General features: G+C 39.5%; 17 protein-coding genes. 7 read left to right on the top strand and 10 right to left on the bottom strand.

Annotation, left to right across the window (positions count from 1 at the left end):
* The first annotated feature begins 18 nt into the window (after positions 1-18).
* Positions 19-2,208: an anaerobic ribonucleoside-triphosphate reductase gene (gene nrdD, locus CYK55_RS03930; protein ID WP_034689072.1), complete on the top strand. Its 2,190-nt coding sequence runs from the start codon at positions 19-21 to the stop codon at positions 2,206-2,208.
* A 250-nt stretch (positions 2,209-2,458) separates the two neighbouring features.
* Positions 2,459-3,061 (top strand): anaerobic ribonucleoside-triphosphate reductase activating protein, encoded by a 603-nt coding sequence (gene nrdG, locus CYK55_RS03925; protein ID WP_034689073.1) that lies wholly within the window; start codon positions 2,459-2,461, stop codon positions 3,059-3,061.
* Positions 3,062-3,163: 102 nt separating this feature from the next.
* On the opposite strand, the gene dinB is transcribed toward nrdG, so the two are convergent.
* From dinB to dnaX, 10 genes are all read right to left on the bottom strand, one after another.
* Positions 3,164-4,300 carry a DNA polymerase IV gene (dinB, locus tag CYK55_RS03920; RefSeq protein ID WP_200868965.1) on the bottom strand — a complete coding sequence of 379 codons (1,137 nt, stop codon included), beginning with the start codon at positions 4,298-4,300 and terminating at the stop codon, positions 3,164-3,166.
* 158 nt (positions 4,301-4,458) lie between these two features.
* Positions 4,459-5,328, bottom strand: coding sequence for a 16S rRNA (cytidine(1402)-2'-O)-methyltransferase (gene rsmI, locus CYK55_RS03915; protein WP_034689075.1), 870 nt, complete (start codon positions 5,326-5,328; stop codon positions 4,459-4,461).
* A gap of 139 nt (positions 5,329-5,467) precedes the next feature.
* Positions 5,468-5,815, bottom strand: coding sequence for a DNA replication initiation control protein YabA (locus CYK55_RS03910; protein ID WP_010736045.1), 348 nt, complete (start codon positions 5,813-5,815; stop codon positions 5,468-5,470).
* On the bottom strand, positions 5,808-6,632 hold the full coding sequence (locus CYK55_RS03905) for a PSP1 domain-containing protein (RefSeq protein WP_034689076.1): 825 nt from the start codon (positions 6,630-6,632) through the stop codon (positions 5,808-5,810). Before CYK55_RS03905 ends, CYK55_RS03910 begins: the two co-directional genes overlap by 8 nt.
* Positions 6,633-6,671: 39 nt before the next feature.
* Complete coding sequence (gene holB / locus CYK55_RS03900) at positions 6,672-7,610, bottom strand: DNA polymerase III subunit delta' (protein WP_034689078.1); 939 nt, start codon at positions 7,608-7,610, stop codon at positions 6,672-6,674.
* An 8-nt stretch (positions 7,611-7,618) separates the two neighbouring features.
* Positions 7,619-7,948, bottom strand: a complete 330-nt coding sequence (locus CYK55_RS03895) for a cyclic-di-AMP receptor (protein WP_010736048.1) — start codon at positions 7,946-7,948, stop codon at positions 7,619-7,621.
* The gene (tmk, locus tag CYK55_RS03890) at positions 7,945-8,607 is read right to left on the bottom strand and encodes a dTMP kinase (RefSeq protein ID WP_034689079.1); all 663 of its coding nucleotides are present in this window, start codon (positions 8,605-8,607) and stop codon (positions 7,945-7,947) included. Before tmk ends, CYK55_RS03895 begins: the two co-directional genes overlap by 4 nt.
* An 89-nt stretch (positions 8,608-8,696) precedes the next feature.
* The gene (gene recR, locus CYK55_RS03885) at positions 8,697-9,293 is read right to left on the bottom strand and encodes a recombination mediator RecR (protein ID WP_019722633.1); all 597 of its coding nucleotides are present in this window, start codon (positions 9,291-9,293) and stop codon (positions 8,697-8,699) included.
* A gap of 23 nt (positions 9,294-9,316) precedes the next feature.
* Positions 9,317-9,628 (bottom strand): YbaB/EbfC family nucleoid-associated protein, encoded by a 312-nt coding sequence (locus tag CYK55_RS03880; protein ID WP_034689080.1) that lies wholly within the window; start codon positions 9,626-9,628, stop codon positions 9,317-9,319.
* Positions 9,629-9,646: 18 nt separating this feature from the next.
* Positions 9,647-11,383, bottom strand: coding sequence for a DNA polymerase III subunit gamma/tau (dnaX, locus tag CYK55_RS03875; protein ID WP_126133972.1), 1,737 nt, complete (start codon positions 11,381-11,383; stop codon positions 9,647-9,649).
* A gap of 464 nt (positions 11,384-11,847) precedes the next feature.
* On the opposite strand from dnaX, the gene CYK55_RS03870 reads away from it, so the two are divergent.
* From CYK55_RS03870 to CYK55_RS03850, 5 genes are all read left to right on the top strand, one after another.
* Complete coding sequence (locus CYK55_RS03870; protein ID WP_034689082.1) at positions 11,848-13,095, top strand: SPFH domain-containing protein; 1,248 nt, start codon at positions 11,848-11,850, stop codon at positions 13,093-13,095.
* A 17-nt stretch (positions 13,096-13,112) separates the two neighbouring features.
* Positions 13,113-14,306, top strand: coding sequence for an ATP-binding protein (locus CYK55_RS03865; protein WP_034689083.1), 1,194 nt, complete (start codon positions 13,113-13,115; stop codon positions 14,304-14,306).
* Positions 14,303-15,109 carry a TPM domain-containing protein gene (locus CYK55_RS03860; protein ID WP_034689085.1) on the top strand — a complete coding sequence of 269 codons (807 nt, stop codon included), beginning with the start codon at positions 14,303-14,305 and terminating at the stop codon, positions 15,107-15,109. The genes CYK55_RS03865 and CYK55_RS03860 overlap by 4 nt, the downstream gene beginning before the upstream one ends.
* 224 nt (positions 15,110-15,333) lie before the next feature.
* The gene (locus CYK55_RS03855; protein WP_034689086.1) at positions 15,334-15,639 is read left to right on the top strand and encodes a hypothetical protein; all 306 of its coding nucleotides are present in this window, start codon (positions 15,334-15,336) and stop codon (positions 15,637-15,639) included.
* A 27-nt stretch (positions 15,640-15,666) separates the two neighbouring features.
* Positions 15,667-16,989 (top strand): PTS sugar transporter subunit IIC, encoded by a 1,323-nt coding sequence (locus tag CYK55_RS03850; protein WP_126133971.1) that lies wholly within the window; start codon positions 15,667-15,669, stop codon positions 16,987-16,989.
* Positions 16,990-17,467: the final 478 nt, after the last annotated feature.

The raw sequence follows: 17,467 nt of genomic DNA, 5'->3' as shown, positions 1-17,467 counted from the left end.
TTGTAGGAGCTGAAGAAAATGAAACGAACAGATCAAGAAATGGCTGTGCTAGAAAAACAGCCTGAAACCAAAAAAATGACTGTCATCAAACGCGATGGACGCGAGGTACCATTTGATGAACAGAAAATAAATGCCGCACTGATCAAAGCAGAAAAGAAAATTCACGGTTCCTTATCTCCTATTACGTACGAAAAGATCCAATCAATCGCAGAACTTGTGATCAAAGAAATCAAAAATCGCTTCGCAAATAACGTAAAAATCTATGAGATCCAAAACATCGTTGAACATATTTTGTTAGAAAAAAACGAATATGCCTTAGCAGAAGAATATATCCATTATCGAACAAAACGTGATTTTGCTCGTAGTAAAGCAACAGATATCAACTTTTCAATCGAGAAACTGATCAATAAAGACCAAAGTGTTGTCAACGAAAATGCGAACAAGGATAGTAATGTATTCAATACACAGCGTGACTTGACTGCTGGCATCGTTGGGAAATCGATCGGATTGAAATTACTTCCACCGCATATTGCCAACGCACATCAAAAAGGCGATATCCATTATCATGATCTCGATTACCATCCGTATACACCAATGACAAATTGCTGTTTGATCGACTTCAAAGGTATGCTGAATAACGGGTTTAAAATCGGAAATGCAGAAGTCGAATCACCAAAATCGATCCAAACAGCAACGGCACAGATCTCACAGATCATTGCCAATGTTGCATCTAGCCAATATGGCGGATGTTCTGCCGATCGTACAGATGAATTGCTTGCTCCTTTTGCACAATTAAATTACAAAAAGCATTTAATTGATGCCAAAGAATGGATCGACACACCCGAACGGCAAGAAGCCTATGCAAAAGCAAAAACCAAAAAAGATATTTTTGATGCTATGCAAAGTTTGGAATATGAGATCAATACACTTTTCACTTCCAACGGACAAACGCCTTTTACTTCACTCGGCTTCGGTCTAGGTAAAAATTGGTTTGAACGAGAAATCCAAAAAGCGATTTTACAAATCCGAATCAATGGATTAGGAAGTGAGAAACGGACAGCGATCTTCCCCAAATTGATATTTACACTAAAAGACGGAATCAATCTGAAACCAACTGATCCAAACTATGACATCAAACAATTAGCCTTAGAATGTGCCACAAAAAGAATGTACCCAGATATTCTAAATTATGACAAGATCGTTGAATTGACAGGAAGTTTCAAAGTACCAATGGGCTGTCGCTCCTTCTTACAAGGTTGGAAAGACGAGAACGGTGAAGAAGTGAATGTCGGAAGAATGAATCTAGGTGTGGTTACGTTGAACTTGCCGCGGATCGCCTTAGAAGCAGACGGTGACCAAGAAAAATTCTGGCAATTACTTTCAGATCGCTTGTCAATCATGAAAGATGCCTTAGTTTATCGAGTCGAACGTTGTAAAGAAGCGATTCCTGCAAATGCACCGATCCTTTACATGTATGGTGCATTCGGTAAACGACTATCTCGTACCGATGCTGTAGATGAATTATTTAAAAATCGTCGAGCAACTGTTTCATTAGGCTACATCGGACTTTATGAAGTCGCTGCTTCTTTCTTTGGCGGTGCGTGGGAAAATAATGCAGAAGCCAAAGACTTCACTCTAGATATCGTGAAAAAACTAAAAGCTAATGCAGACGCTTGGGGAAATGAATATGGCTATCACTTCAGTGTATACTCCACACCAAGCGAAAGCTTGACGGATCGTTTTTGTCGTTTAGATACAGAAAAATTCGGTATCGTTGAAAATATCACAGATAAAGAATATTATACTAATAGTTTCCACTATGATGTGCGTAAAAATCCAACGCCATTTGAAAAGCTTGAATTTGAAAAAGACTATCCAAAATACTGTTCTGGTGGCTTTATCCATTACTGTGAATATCCAGTGTTGCAACAAAATCCTAAAGCATTAGAAGCTGTTTGGGACTTTGCCTATGATAAAGTAGGCTATTTAGGAACCAATACGCCGATCGATCATTGCTACCAATGTGGTTTTGAAGGAGATTTCCAACCAACTGAACGTGGCTTTGAATGCCCAGAATGCGGCAATCACGATCCAAAAACATGTGACGTAGTCAAACGAACATGCGGCTATCTAGGAAACCCACAAGCCCGCCCAATGGTCCACGGCAGACACAAAGAAATCTCATCACGCGTGAAACATATGAAGTAAGGTTGTGAAAGAAGCGTTTAGTACTGAGTAATAAGACAGAAAAATCAAAAATGGCTGTTTCATTTTAGATTTTTTTGACTTATTACCGAAGTATTGCTTCTTGAACACCGTAGATAAGGTTGTGAAAAAAACATCCAACTCCATATCATATGAGAGATAGCACCCTTTCTCTGGCTATTTTCTTATGTCTCCTACGACCTTCAAGAATTTTTTATAACGGATACCATTTTATAATGAAAGAAGTTTTACTATGAGAAATCCTAAACCTAAAGAATGGCTGGCTCAAGATTATAGTCATGACTATATTGCCGATTATAAACCGTTCAACTTTGTAGATGGCGAAGGTGTTCGTAATAGCTTATATGTAAGTGGCTGTTTATTTGCCTGTGAAGGTTGTTTTAACAAAGCCGCTCAGAATTTCCGTTACGGCAAACCATTCACTCCAGAACTGGAAGAACAGATCATGGCTGATCTACGCAATGATTACGTCCAAGGATTGACACTTTTAGGCGGTGAACCTTTTTTGAATACGAATGTTTGCCTACGTTTAGTCGAGCGAATCCGCCAAGAATTTGGTCACAGCAAAGACATCTGGTCTTGGACCGGTTATACCTTCGATGAATTATTACAAGATTCGGAAGATAAATTAGAACTGCTCTCGAAAATCGATATTCTTGTTGATGGCCGTTTTGAATGGTCAAAAAGAGATTTCAAATTACAATTTCGTGGAAGTAGCAATCAGCGTATCATTGACGTGCAACGATCGCTTGCTGAAAAACAAGTCGTCATCTGGGAAAAATGTACAGATGCTACGCAAACATATGAACAAATAAAAAAACAAGAACTGATTTAACTATACTCAGTTTTGATTGAACACAATAAAGAATGCTCCATCTAAAAGGCCAAGACAGAAGTGAATTTCGCTTTTGTCTCAAAGTCTAAGATGGAGCATTCTTTATTCTATTTCTGATTCTATCGTTTGCGTTTCCCACAAAGGTAACACAATATTCTCATAAGTCATCGGATCTAAATTCGTCAGTGTGATACCTAATAAACGAATCCCCTTCTCTATCCCTAAAATCTCTTCCCAGATCAGACTGGCTTGATAAAACAGCGCTTCTTTTTTATAGACATATTCTGGTAATGTCACTCGCTTCGTTACTGTAGAATAATCGGTATAACGGACCTTCAAGACAACTGTTTTTCCATGTTTTTGGACACGTCGGAGAGAATCTTCCACTTTCTCAGCCAGCTGACGCAACTGACCAAGAACTTCTTCTTCTGTTCTTAGTGGTTGTCCATACGTATGTTCTTTACCGACTGACTTACGCTCGCGGGTGACATTGACCGGCGAATCATGAATACCTCTTACTTTTCGATATAACGAATACCCCATTTTACCAAACTGTTGGATCAACATCATTTCAGTACATTGATAAAGATCTTCTCCTGTAAAAATACCTAATTCATGCATTTTAGGAACAGTTTTCTTACCAACACCATGAAATTTTTCGATTGGTAATGCTTTTAAGAAATCGACAGCTTCTTCGGGGGTGACGACTGTCATTCCTTTAGGTTTTTGAAAATCTGATGCGAGTTTCGCTAAAAATTTATTATAGCTGACACCAGCCGAACAAGTCAGATGCACCGTTTGCCAAATATCAAGTTGGATCATTCGGGCGATTTTAATCGCTGATTTACAATTGATTTTATTATTCGTGACATCTAAATAAGCTTCATCAATACTAACTGGTTCGACTAAGTCTGTATAGCGATAAAAAATCTCCTTGACTTCTTTTGATATCGCACTGTATTTTTGGTGGTCTCCAGGTTTGAAAATCGCTTCTGGACAAAGTTCATAGGCTTTTTGGGCACTCATTGCGGAATGGATGCCGAACTTACGTGCTTCATAGTTAGCCGTCGTCACTACCCCACGCCCGCCAGTATCACTGGGATGTCTGGCAATCACTAAGGGTTTTCCACGAAGCTCAGAGTGATCTCGTTCTTCAACGGACGCGAAAAAAGCATCCATATCGATATGAATGATTTTTCTAGATGTATTATTATGTAAAGGAAACTGTAATTCCATCAGACTCACCCCATTTCATTATACACGAACTTTTGTTCCCTTTCAAGTTAGGAGGTTCGTTTTTCAAAGAAGCTGTACCTCGTGCTTAATTGATTATAAGAAAAAAGTCGTTCAAAAGACTGTTCACCACAGCAAGCCTCTGAACGATTTTTTATAAAAAGTTAATCATCCAATTCATGGAACTGACGATAAACTTCTTGTTTTTTTATTCCATTTTTGACTGCAATCGTTTTGATTGCCACGTTAGTTTTTTCTCCTTGCTCAATTAATTGTTGTACCTGTTCTTTTAACGTACCTTGAAGTTGTTCACTTGGTACGATCTCTTCGTTACTCCCCTCAACAAGTAAACAGCATTCTCCCTTGATCGGCTGTTTTTCTAAATAACCAAGTAATTCTTCAATGTCTCCGCGTAAATATTCTTCATGAATCTTCGTCAATTCTCGACAAAGCACAACTTGACGATTACCAAACACTTCCAACATATTGGTCAGCGTTGCGACTACGCGATAAGGTGACTCATAAAAAATCAATGTTGCTGTTTGATTGCGCAGCGATTCCAACATCGTTTTTTGTTCTTTTTTCTTTCTAGGTAAAAACCCATAAAATAAAAATGGCTGCGGAACTAGACCTGAAGCAATTAATGCAGTCATTCCGGCGGTAGGTCCTGGCAATGCTACGACTGGAATATCTTGCTTGATACAAGCAACAACAAGCTCATGCCCAGGATCACTGATAGATGGCATGCCCGCATCGCTTACTTGTGCTATCATTTTTCCTTCTTTTAGCCAGTCGATCAATTGAGGAATACGTTCTTTATAATTATGCTCGTGCAAACTTTTTTGGGGAGTTTGGATCTCGAAATGATTCAATAGCTTTTGTGTATTGCGTGTATCCTCACTTGCGATCAAATCCGCTTCTTGTAATGTCCGCACACTGCGAACAGTCATATCCTCCAAGTTTCCGATCGGTGTTGGAACGAGGTAAAGTGTACCAAACACGTGATTTCCTTTAAAGCTCTTTTGGTTATACATATGATTCTCCTTATCAAACAGAGTAAAGGAAGCTACTCTAATTAAAAAATTTATCCTGGTAGTTCAACGACGAATACCGCAAAACAAGAGTGCTTTGCGGTATTCGTTGACCGTGATAGAAGCCACTAGATCCTTTGATTTAGCGACCACTTTCTCGATAGATCACTTCTAAACAGAACGCACAAGGTTCATCATTTTCACGTCTTGAACCATACAAATCATAGCAAACATGGAATCCTTCTTCATAAATCTTTTCTAGATTCATTCGGGATTTCGATAGTTCTTGCTTGGCATTTTCAGCTGGAGCTTGCGCCACTTGGTTCAATTCACGAAGATGTTCACGTAATCGTTGATTTTCCATCTCTAAGGTGGTATTTTTCTCAACGATCTCATGCAGTGCATGTTTCATCTCTACTAATTCAGTCAATGTATTTCGTAACTCTGACTCCAATTGGTTCAACCCATCATATAATGATCTCTTATCCATTCATCTCACCTACTTGGATGAAATTTTTTAGTTCATCCCATTCATATTCAACAGGATTTTCCCGTCCGTTCAGTCGCACACTAACTAAGCGACTAAGCAGGTTCAATCCTACGACTTTCCCTTTACCATCAGGAGTTTCAAGTGTTTTCCCAAAGTCAGGGAGTTCTTTTTTTGCGGCTTCATATGCTTCACTTTCATACTGTAGACAGCACATCAAGCGACCACACAAGCCAGAAATTTTAGTTGGGTTCAGTGATAATTCTTGTTCTTTTGCCATTTTGATTGAAACAGGGACAAAATCTCCTAAGAAAGAAGAACAGCAGAGTGGTCGCCCACAAGGTCCGATACTTCCGATCATCTTCGCCTCATCCCGAACACCGATTTGTTTCAATTCGATCCTTGTACGAAAAACGGCAGCCAAATCTTTCACTAATTCACGAAAATCAATACGTCCATCTGCCGCAAAATAAAAAGTCAATTTGCTTCGATCAAAAGTATATTCAACTTGGACGATCTTCATTTCTAGTTTTCTCTCTCTAATTTTTTCTTTCGCAATCAAAAAAGCTTTTTTTGCATCTTCTTCATTTTTGTTGCTTTTTTTAAGCTCAGCAGTTGTTGCTTTATGCAAAATAGGATTGATGGTTTCAGGTAAATCTTCCAGATCAATATCTCTTTTGGGAATAGCAACCGTTGCGATATGTAAAGTTTGCTGAGACTCGACTAACACTTTATCATTGTATGCATATTCTGAATCTCCGGGTGTAAAATAATAGACATGACCAGCATCTCTATAACGGACACCTACTACTTCTACCATTTGTGGCCTCCTTGATTACGCAAAATATAAATTGACAAATCAAAAAATCGTTTGTAATACAAATTGCTCAGCGACGGCTTGAAAACTCACATTGCTACGCAGTTTTTGTTCTGCTAACAAAATACGTTCAATCGTTTGATTCAGCCGTTTGACTTTACCATACTCCCCAGATGTTATCGCCTGTTTTTGAGCTTCCTGATAATAATACATTAAAATTGAAAAACCAGTAAATTGTTGATTTTTTTCTTTAAATACTTTCATCAATCGTTTTTGTACATAGATAAAGGCTTGTGTATCTCTTTTATCCAAGTAGACAAACCATTGATAAATCAAGTTCTTAGCCTCATTAAACCATTCATCTTCTGAGATTTCAACTGCTTTTCCTAAACTGTTTGTCAAGAATGACAAAAGTTTTGCTTTTTCCGTAGAAATTTGCTGATCTTGTAATTTTTGGATCAATGAATCCTTTGACAATTCTTGAAAATGCAAGGTTTGACAACGAGATTGGATCGTAGGTAAGATTCGACCAATGGCTTCCGTTTCTAAAATCGCTAGAAAATCCCCGGGTGGTTCTTCTAAAAATTTTAATAAACTATTGGCCGCACTCGCATTCATTTTTTCTGCTTCCTGTATCAAGAATACTTTTTTCCTTGATTCATATCCGCTACGACTAAACTCTGTTTGTAAGCGCCGGATCTGATCGACCTTGATCGACTGACCATCGGGTGCAAGAACGAGTACATCTGGATGTTCTTGATTCTGGATCCGTTGACAATTATTGCATCTGCCACAAGGTTGTTGGTTGTTCATATTCGTACAATATAAATGTTGTGCTAACCAAATGCCTACCTCATGCTTTCCTGTACCTTTTTCACCTTCAAAAAGATAAGCATGAGCGAGACGCCCATGCTCAAAACTTCGTTGAAGTTGTTGATACACGAGAGGTTGCATTTGCGCAAGTATGTTTTCTTGAGCCATAGTTCCTCCTAGAAATGGTGGAATCCTTCAACTGGCAAGACAAAGACTGTTGCTCCGCCCACTTCTACTTCTACAGGATAAGGAACGCCACCGTCCATTGAAATATCTAAAGTTACTGGAGTAGAAACAAATTGTTTTCTTGACTCACATGTTTTTTTGATGATCTCTAATGCTTCTTCGACACGATCGTCCTCAATACCAACGATAAATGTGCTGTTTCCCGCTTTAAGGAAACCACCAGTAGAAGATAATTTAGTAGCACGAATGTTTGCATCGATCAATTCATTGGACAAACGGTTGCTATCTTTATCTTGAATGATTGCTAAAATGATTTTCATTTACGTTCACCTTCCTGACTTTCAAAATATTGTGGAAATTGGTTGATAATTGCGTGGTAACTCAATTGTAACACTTCTTCAAAACTATTTCTTGCATCGATCTTATGGATGCGGTCTGGATGCTCCTCTACCAATTTCAAATAGGCATGACGGACACGCTGGTGGAACTCTAATCCTTCTGAATCTAAGCGATCGATTTGATTCTGGCGATTTTTAGCGATTCGACGTAATCCTGTGTCAGAATCCACATCAAGATAAAGAGTAAAATCAGGAGTCGTTCCTTCTGTAGCAAATTCATTCAGTTTAGCAATCTCGTTTACGCCGATCCGACGACCTGCACCTTGATAGGCCAACGAACTATCGACAAAACGATCACACAAAACGATTTTCCCACTCGAAAGTGCAGGTAAAACTTTTTCGACTAAGTGTTGTCTTCGAGCAGCTGCGTATAATAAACTTTCTGTTCGCTCGTCCATGCGATCATTTTGGGGATCAAGAATCACTGCACGAATCTGTTCAGCAATTGGTATCCCACCTGGTTCCCGAGTTTGAATAATCTCTGTTTTTGCTACTTGTTGTAAAAGAGGATATAGTTCTTTGATGATACTCGTTTTACCTGCACCATCAGGTCCCTCGATCGTAATAAATAAGCCGTTCACACTTGTTCCTCCATCTCTTCTCTTGCTTTTCTATTGTATCTGAAAATCTTTGTTGATCAAACTACCGCGATTTGACTCGTAGCAAAAAATCATAGTTCACGTCTGCCTTCGACCGCTTTCATTAAAGTCACTTCGTCTGCATATTCGATATCGGAACCCACAGATAAGCCATGAGCTAACCGAGTGACTTTGATACCAGCAGGCTTGATCAATCGTGAAAGGTAGATTGCTGTTGCTTCTCCTTCAGTGGTCGCATTTGTTGCGATGATCACTTCTTGGACCTCTGCATCATGTAAACGTTGTAAGAGAGGAGGGATATTGATATCTTCTGGACCCGTACCTTCCATTGGTGACAATACACCATGTAGCACATGGTACAAGCCACGATACTCACGCATCTTCTCCATCGCCATGACATCTTTTGGTTCTTCAACAACTAAAATGATGCCACGATCTCTCGAGGGATCTTTACAAATCTCACAAGGATCTTCTTCTGTGATATTTCCGCAAATACTACAAAAATGTAGATCGCGTTTGACGCTCAATAAAGCTTTGGCAAATTCATTGACCACTTCATCCTTCATATCGATCGTATAAAAAGCCAGCCTTGTCGCTGTTTTTTGACCAATACCTGGAAGTCTCATATAACTGTCGATCAGTTTGGCAATTGGTTCTGGATATTGCATGTTCATTTCCCCTTCAGGAAAATTTAAAAGGGTAAGCCCTTAGTGTATTTTCCCATTGTTTTTTCGGATTCTTTATCGATTTTTTCTAATACGTCATTGACAGCCATCACGATCAAATCTTGTAGCATTTCGGTATCTTCTGGATCAACTACTTCATCATTGATCTGGATATCTTTCATTCGACGATTGCCAGTAAAGACGACTTTGACTAGATCATTCGTAGAACTACCAGTAAATTCTGTTTCATTTAGTTTTTCTTGGGCTTCGCCCATTTCTTTTTGCATTTTTTGGACTTGTTTCATCATCCCTTGCATATTTCCCATTCCGCGCATCATTAGTATCGCTCTCCTTTTCTAATCATCGATGACTGTGACTGCTGAACCGAAAAGTTCTTCAGCTTTCGTCACTACATTTTTTTGGTTTGTTTGTTCTTGAGGAAGCAATTCAATCTCGTCTGATTCATTATCAGACGCAAACGATTCTTCGGCTTCTCCATCCTTTGCTTGGACGAGATAATTTTTCCTTAGACCGGGCCAACTTTCCCGTGTGATATAGACAGGCTCTGGCGTATAATCTTTGATCATGCGGCTAAGTTGGTTGTGGATCGCTAATTGAAGCTCTTCGTCATTAGCTGCGCGCTGACAGACGATTTCATAATCAAAAGCAATCACTAGTCCCTTAGGTCCTGCCGCAACTGGTTCACTTGCTTTGAGCATCGCTCGCTGGGTCACTGACAAACTCATCAAAAGATCATCCCAGACTTCTTTTACTTCATTCAAGTGTTTCCTTGTCGCCTCTTTTAGTACATTATACACCCGTTCCGTGGGAATACGGTATGTACTTGGCTGTTTTTTCTGAACAGGTGATTGCGTCGTTTGCTGATTCGCAATGACTTTCACCGTGCCATTTTTGATTTCTTTGATTTCCTTTTTCAGCTCTTGGATCTCTTGTTGCAACTGTCTTACTTGTTGCTGATCGATCTCACTAGGCCCTTGCTGACTTTCATTTGCTGAAGATTGAGCTAGTTTCACTGTCGCAACCTCTAAATAAATGGTCGCATTATTTGTAAAACGCACTTCATTTTGTGTATCGCTCAAAATTTGGATCATTTGAAACAAGCGTTGTGCCGGGATTTCTTTCGCCAATGTCGTGAATGTTTCTGTTTTGACATGTGAGGTTTCCTGTAATAGATTTGGTGCTTGCTGAAACATCAATAGATCACGGCAATAAGACAACAGATCTTCTAAAAAGCGCCGTGATTCTTTTCCTGCCGCTAAAATTTGATTCAATTCTTGTAAGGCTTGTGGGATCTCTTTGCTAAAACAAGCGGATAGATAAGCATCCATCATCTCATTCGTCAAACTCCCCGTGACTTGCATTGCATCATCCAACGTGATCGTACCATCACTGAAAGAAATCGCTTGGTCAAGAATACTTAACGCATCCCGCATCCCACCTTCTGCTGCTCGTGCGATGACAGTCAACGCAGGCGCTTCGTAAGCAATCTCTGTTTGATCCAAGATATATTCTAAATGTTCGGTAATATCTGCTGCATTGATCCGTTTGAAATCAAAACGTTGTGTTCGCGAGATGATCGTTGCAGGGATTTTGTGCGGTTCAGTGGTTGCTAAAATAAAAATAACACTTTCTTTTGGTTCTTCCAGTGTTTTCAGTAAAGCGTTGAACGCTCCAGTCGAAAGCATGTGGACTTCATCAATGATATAAATTTTGTAAGCGGCTTTTGTTGGTGCATAATTTGCTCGATCTCTGATAAAACGGATCTCCTCAACACCATTGTTACTTGCCGCATCGATTTCAATGACATCTTCTTGTGTCCCAGTCGTAATCGACTGACACATCTCACAATGATTACAAGGTTCACCATCTTTGCTGTTTGGGCAATTGATCGCCTTGGCAAATATTTTTGCCGCACTTGTTTTCCCTGTCCCCCTTGGTCCTGTAAACAAATAGGCATGTGAGGTTTTATGGGAAACAATCGCATTTTTTAATGTTTGTGTCACAGCTTTTTGTCCAACGATATCCTCAAATCTCTGTGAACGCCACACACGATAAAGTGCTTGATATGCCATAAGGATCCCCCTTCTTTTGAAAAATTCACTAACTTTTATTATACGTGATTTAGCAAAAAAAAACTACTATACTTTATTCGGTTATAACAGAAGTGAACAATACTCAGAAATAAGCCTTACCATTCAAAAAAGCTGCTCATATTTTGGGATGTTTCGGCTAAATACCAATTTCGAACATCGTTTATCTAAGTTGTGAAAGAAGCCATTAACTCTAGACGATTAGACAGAAACATCCAAAATAGCTATTTCATAGTTGATTTTTTTTTAGCTGTGTTCAAAGAGTTGCGCCTTGAACAGTATTTATCCAGATTCTAAAAAAGTTCAGTTCTAAAACGTATGGCTGAACGTGGAAAATAGTTGCTCTGGTATTCTACATCTTTCGACTGAGAGCATTTTCAGTCTCCTATGGTATAATACAAACATATACGTAGGAAAAAAATACTTGCTCACAGGGAGGAATTTTTATGGGACTTATTAAAGCAGCAACTAGCATGATCGGCGGCGGATTAGCAGATCAATGGATCGAAATCATTGAACCAGACAATATGAGCGACACCACAGTCATGACAAAAGGTGTCAAGGTGCGTAAAGACGATAAACGAGGATCCAATCGAAAAGGTACAGAAGATGTATTGACAGATGGCACAGTCGTTCATGTCTATCCGAACATGATGATGCTTTTGGTAGATGGTGGAAAAATCATCGATTACACAGCGGAAGAAGGCTATTATACGATCAAAAACGATGCCGCCCCTTCCATGTTCAATGGTTCATTGAAAGGTGCAATCGCTGAAACCTTTGACCGCTTTAAATTTGGTGGCGTAACCCCACAAAAACAACAAGTATTCTATATCAATCTACAAGAGATCAAAGGAATCAAATTTGGCACAAGCGCGCCATTAAATTACTTTGATAATTTCTATAATGCAGAATTATTCTTACGTGCGCATGGAACGTACTCTATCCACATCACTGATCCAATCTTATTCTATACAAATGCAATTCCTAAAAATAAGACGCATGTTGAAATTGCAGATATCAATGAACAATATTTAGCAGAATTCTTGACTGCTCTTCAATCAGCGATCAACCAAATGTCCGCTGATGGGCAACGCATTTCCTATGTCCCATCAAAAAGTTTAGAACTAAGCAAATATATGGGCACAGCGTTAGACGATTCCTGGCGCGAGCTTCGTGGGATGGAGATTGTTTCTGTCGCAGTTGCTAGCATCTCTTACACAGATGATTCGGTCAAACTCATCAACATGCGTAATGAAGGTGCCATGTTAGGTGATCCTAGTGTCCGTGAGGGCTATGTGCAAGGTTCGATTGCTCGTGGGATGGAAGCTGCAGGTAAAAATGATGCCGGTGCGATGACTGGCTTTATGGGCATGGGAATGGGAATGAATGCCAATGGCTCCTACTTAGCTCAGTCCTCACAAAATAATCAAGAACAAATCAAGCAACAACAAGAAAAACAAAATCAACAAACAGCTCAAGGTACTAACGATACATGGACTTGTCCTGTCTGTGGTACCGAAAACACCGGGAAATTCTGTTCAAACTGTGGTGCTGCAAAACCAGTGGCGAATAGCCAACCAAAGCTTGAAATGAAATGTAGCGAATGTCATGAAGTAGTGGATCTTTCAAATGGAATTCCTAAATTTTGTCCAAATTGTGGAAAACCATTCAAAGGTATCCCACTCGACTAGTTGAAAGGGGTGCCTGAATGGATGCTTTAACACATAAATGCCCCAATTGTGGCGGACCATTGACCTTCGATCCAAAAGATCAAAAATTTCATTGTGACTATTGCCTAAATGTTTATACAGAAGCAGAAGTCAGTCAATATGAAGAGGAACAAAAAGCGGCCCGCGACATCAATGGGACTCAAGATCAACCAGTTGCAACGGATGATTTCACCTTTACAGCAGAAGAACAGCTCGAACAAATGGATGAAACAGAACGTCAAGCATTTGCTGATGCTGGTGGAATGACTGACACAGAGGCAACAGCTGAACAGACGTCTACCGCCGAACAAAGCAACATCGAATTATTTTTATGTCCAAACTGCGGTGCAGAAATCGTCACAGAAGCCACTACAGCTGCTACCTATTGTTACTACTGTCATAATCCAGTCGTGCTATCCGGACGACTAAGTGGTGACTTCTTACCAAATAAAGTCCTGCCTTTTGCTGTAGAAAAAGAAGAAGCAATTAAACAGTTTCTCGCATGGACGAAGAAAAAATGGTTTGTACCAAAAGCATTTTTCAATCAGGAGCAAATCGACAAATTAACTGGCGTTTATTTTCCTTATTGGGCGACCGATGCCGAACTGGACGGTTCCTTGCAAGCCAATGGAACAGTTATCAGAATCTGGCGAGTCGGCGATATCGAATATACCGAAACAAAACAATATGCTGTACAGCGGGAAGGGAAACTTTCATTTAAAGAATTAGTTAAAAATGCCTTGTCAAAAAACACCCAACAAAAGATGGTAGAAGCTGTCCAGCCATTTCCTTTAGCTAAAGCTATCGGATTCAAAAGTCAATATCTTGCTGGATTCCAAGCAGAAAAACGTGATATTGAGTACCAAGCGCTCAAAGCAGATATCCAAAATGAGCTACGTGACTATTCGGAAAAATTGTTGCGTGACACTGCAAATGGCTACACTACTTTAACCGGGGTACGAACTTCTACTGAAATCACCGGTCAAAAAAATGAATATGTCTTATTGCCTGTTTGGCTTGTAACTTACCGTAGTAATGACTCCAATAAAAAAGTCTACTACTATGCTATGAATGGACAAACGGGTAAGGTCAGCGGTGTGTTACCAATCAGCCATAAAAAACTAGCTTTGACCTCTTTTAGCATATTCGCCGTTTTAGCCATCCTCTTTATGATTGGAGGGTACTTGATATGACCAAGCAGAAACATAACCTGTATCTTTTCTTTTTATTCGCTGTTAGTTTACTTTGGGCACCGTTCGTAGATGCTGCTACCCCAACGGTCAATGATGAAGCGGGTCTATTTACAAGCGACCAAATCGTAACATTGAACCAACAGGCACAAGAAATCAACGAAAAGATCAAAGGGCAAGTTTTTATCGTGACTACTGAGTCTAACTCTGAAGAGCCTAGAGACTTTGCTGATAACTATTTGAGAAACGCAATCGGAAACGATCAAAATGGCTCTGTTTTACTATTAGATATGGGCCAACGAGAAATTTATATCTCTACTTCTGGAAATATGATCGACTATTTGACGGATCGCCGGATCGATTCGATTTTAGATGATGTCTATGATCAGATGACGAATGCAAACTATTATGCAGCAGCCCAAGCCTATTTGACCAAAGCTTCTACTTATGTAGATGAAGGAGTGCCTGGCGGTCATTATCGTATAGATGAAGCCACAGGTAAAATCACTCGGTATAAAGTTTTGACTACCGTCGAAATAGTGATTGCGGTCGCTTTGGCAGCTATCTTAAGCATCGCTTTTTATATGATCACCGCCTCACGATACCAATTGAAATCTGGGACATACAAATACCCATTTCGTGAAAAGGCAAGTATCAAATTGACGAACAAAACAGATCGTTTAACAAACTCCTTTGTCACGACTCGTCATATCCCTAAAGCGCCACCACCAGGAAGCGGTGGTGGCGGCAGCACGACTCATTCGAGTGGTGGCGGTACCTTTGGCGGCGGTGGCCGAAGTTTTTAATTAAACGAAAACAGAACACAAACCAAAACATGGATCAGACTATGAGGGAATCCCTTTATCTGATCCATGTTTTTTGATTCTTTCATCAAATACTTACACACGTATCCATACTTAATAGGTATAGAAATAAAATTACTTAATATAGATAAATATATTGATTTTTAATTTCATAAATGTATACTTGATTTATGAAAGCGTTTCAAAAAGCATCAGGAGGTCTCACCATGAATAATAAAGAAACAGTTCCATCAATCATTCATTTTGGGTTGAAATCGGCTTGTTACTTGCTTCTTGCTTGTATCGTAAGTGGTATCTTCATTCCCTATTTATTCTATTTGTTACACTGGGAAGTTCGACTAGGGGTCTTTCTCTTTCTTCCTCCCTCTGTAGCTGCTGTCATCACTGGCAATCATTATTTTATTTCAACTAATACAGGTTTTACTAAAGGATATATCCGAACATTTCTTATTGCTACAGTCTGTCTCATGTTTGTCGCTTATTTATGGTTGTATCAAGGCATCATCTTCTAAATTCTATCGATAAAAAGGAGTGTCAAAATGTTAACAAAGTTTACAGAAATCATTGAGCGTTATTTAGCAGGTCCAATGGCTACAATTGCCAACCAAAGACATTTACGTGCCATTCGTGATGGGATCATCGCTACATTGCCACTAATTATCGTCGGTTCGTTTTTCTTGATCATTGCGTTTCCTCCCTTACCACCCAGTTGGGGGATCTATCAGTTCTTGTCCGAAAATGCAGCAACTATTTTATTACCCTATCGCATGACTATGTATATCATGTCTCTATATGCGACATTTGGCATCGGTGCCAGTTTAGCCAAAACCTATAAACTAGATGTTGTTTCTGGTGGTTTACTCGCTACGATTGCTTTTTTATTGACCTTTATCCCTGTCAATATTCCCCTTGAGGCTGCGGAAGCTGCTGGCACTTCTGGTTTTGTTTTGCCTATGGCCAATCTTGGCGGTGGTGGGATGTTTGTCGGAATCATTACTTCAATTCTTGCAGTCGAAGTGTATCGTTTGACGGATAAATCGAAATTTAAAATCACAATGCCTGAGCAAGTACCTCCTGCGGTTGCTCGTTCTTTCGAAGCGTTAACTCCAACCTTGATCGTGATTTTAGTCATGGCATCGATCAGCTATTACATCGGCTTTGATTGGCACACTGCCGTTTCAAAAATTGTCAGCCCTTTGATCAGCGCAACCGATACGTTGCCGAGTGTATTGTTGCTGATTTTTCTAATCACTTTTTTCTGGGCATTCGGTATCCATGGCGTATCCATCATTGGTTCACTTGCCCGCCCCTTATGGTTGCAGATCTTAGAATCCAATACAACTGCAGCAGCAGCTGGTCAGGCTTTACCCAGTATTGCAGCTGAACCTTTTTATCAGTGGTTTGTTTGGATTGGTGGCGCAGGTTGTACGATCGGTTTAGCCATTCTGCTTGCCTTCACAGCCAAATCAAAATATGCTTCAAAATTAGGTAAGGCAATCATTACTCCTTCTATTTTCAATATCAACGAGCCAGTTATCTTTGGCGTACCGATCGTATTGAATCCAACACTGATCATTCCGTTTATCTTTGTTCCAATGGTTTGCGCAACCATCACTTGGTTTGCGACTAAACTAGGCTTAGTCAGTGCGGTTACCATCACCGCACCATGGACACTCCCTGGTCCTATTGGCGCTTACTTAGCTACAGGTGGTGACTGGCGTGCAGCTGTATTGAACATTTTATTGATCATTCTTTCCGTTTTCATGTACTATCCATTTGTTAAGATTTATGATAAAAATGAATTAGCAAAAGAACAGGCTTTAGAAACTGAAACACCAAGAGAGACACCACTATCTAACTAATTTGAGAGATACTTAAAGTAAGTTTGAGTCTACTTCTTTTATTTCATAAAAACAGCACCTACTTACCTTAAAGAAAGAAGTAGGTGCTGTTTTTCATTACTGTTTTTTCATTCTAGTATAACTGACTTATTGTAACTTATTATTTCAATACCCAGACACTGCTTGATCATACAGCCGATTTCAAACGGATTGCACAATACATCCCGCACCCACATACAAGTTCTGATATAGGTATTTTAGACACTGTCAGGATGATTTGATAAAGCGCAGGATCTTGCTTTAGAACTCATACAGTATTTCTTTTTAAATATTCTTTGGATGTTTTTTCGTCATTGTTTTTCCTACCATTTTTAACATTCGGTGCAAACAATTATTTCAAATAAAATCTTACAGGAAGCGTTCATAATTAACAATAGGTCAAAGTTTCCCAGTGTAATCCTTTAGACAAAAAAACAGACTACACATAGTGTGTAGTCTG

The organism is Enterococcus mundtii, from assembly GCF_003957375.1.
In the GTDB taxonomy this organism is placed as follows: domain Bacteria; phylum Bacillota; class Bacilli; order Lactobacillales; family Enterococcaceae; genus Enterococcus_B; species Enterococcus_B spodopteracolus.
This window is presented reverse-complemented; position numbering and strand designations above follow the sequence as displayed.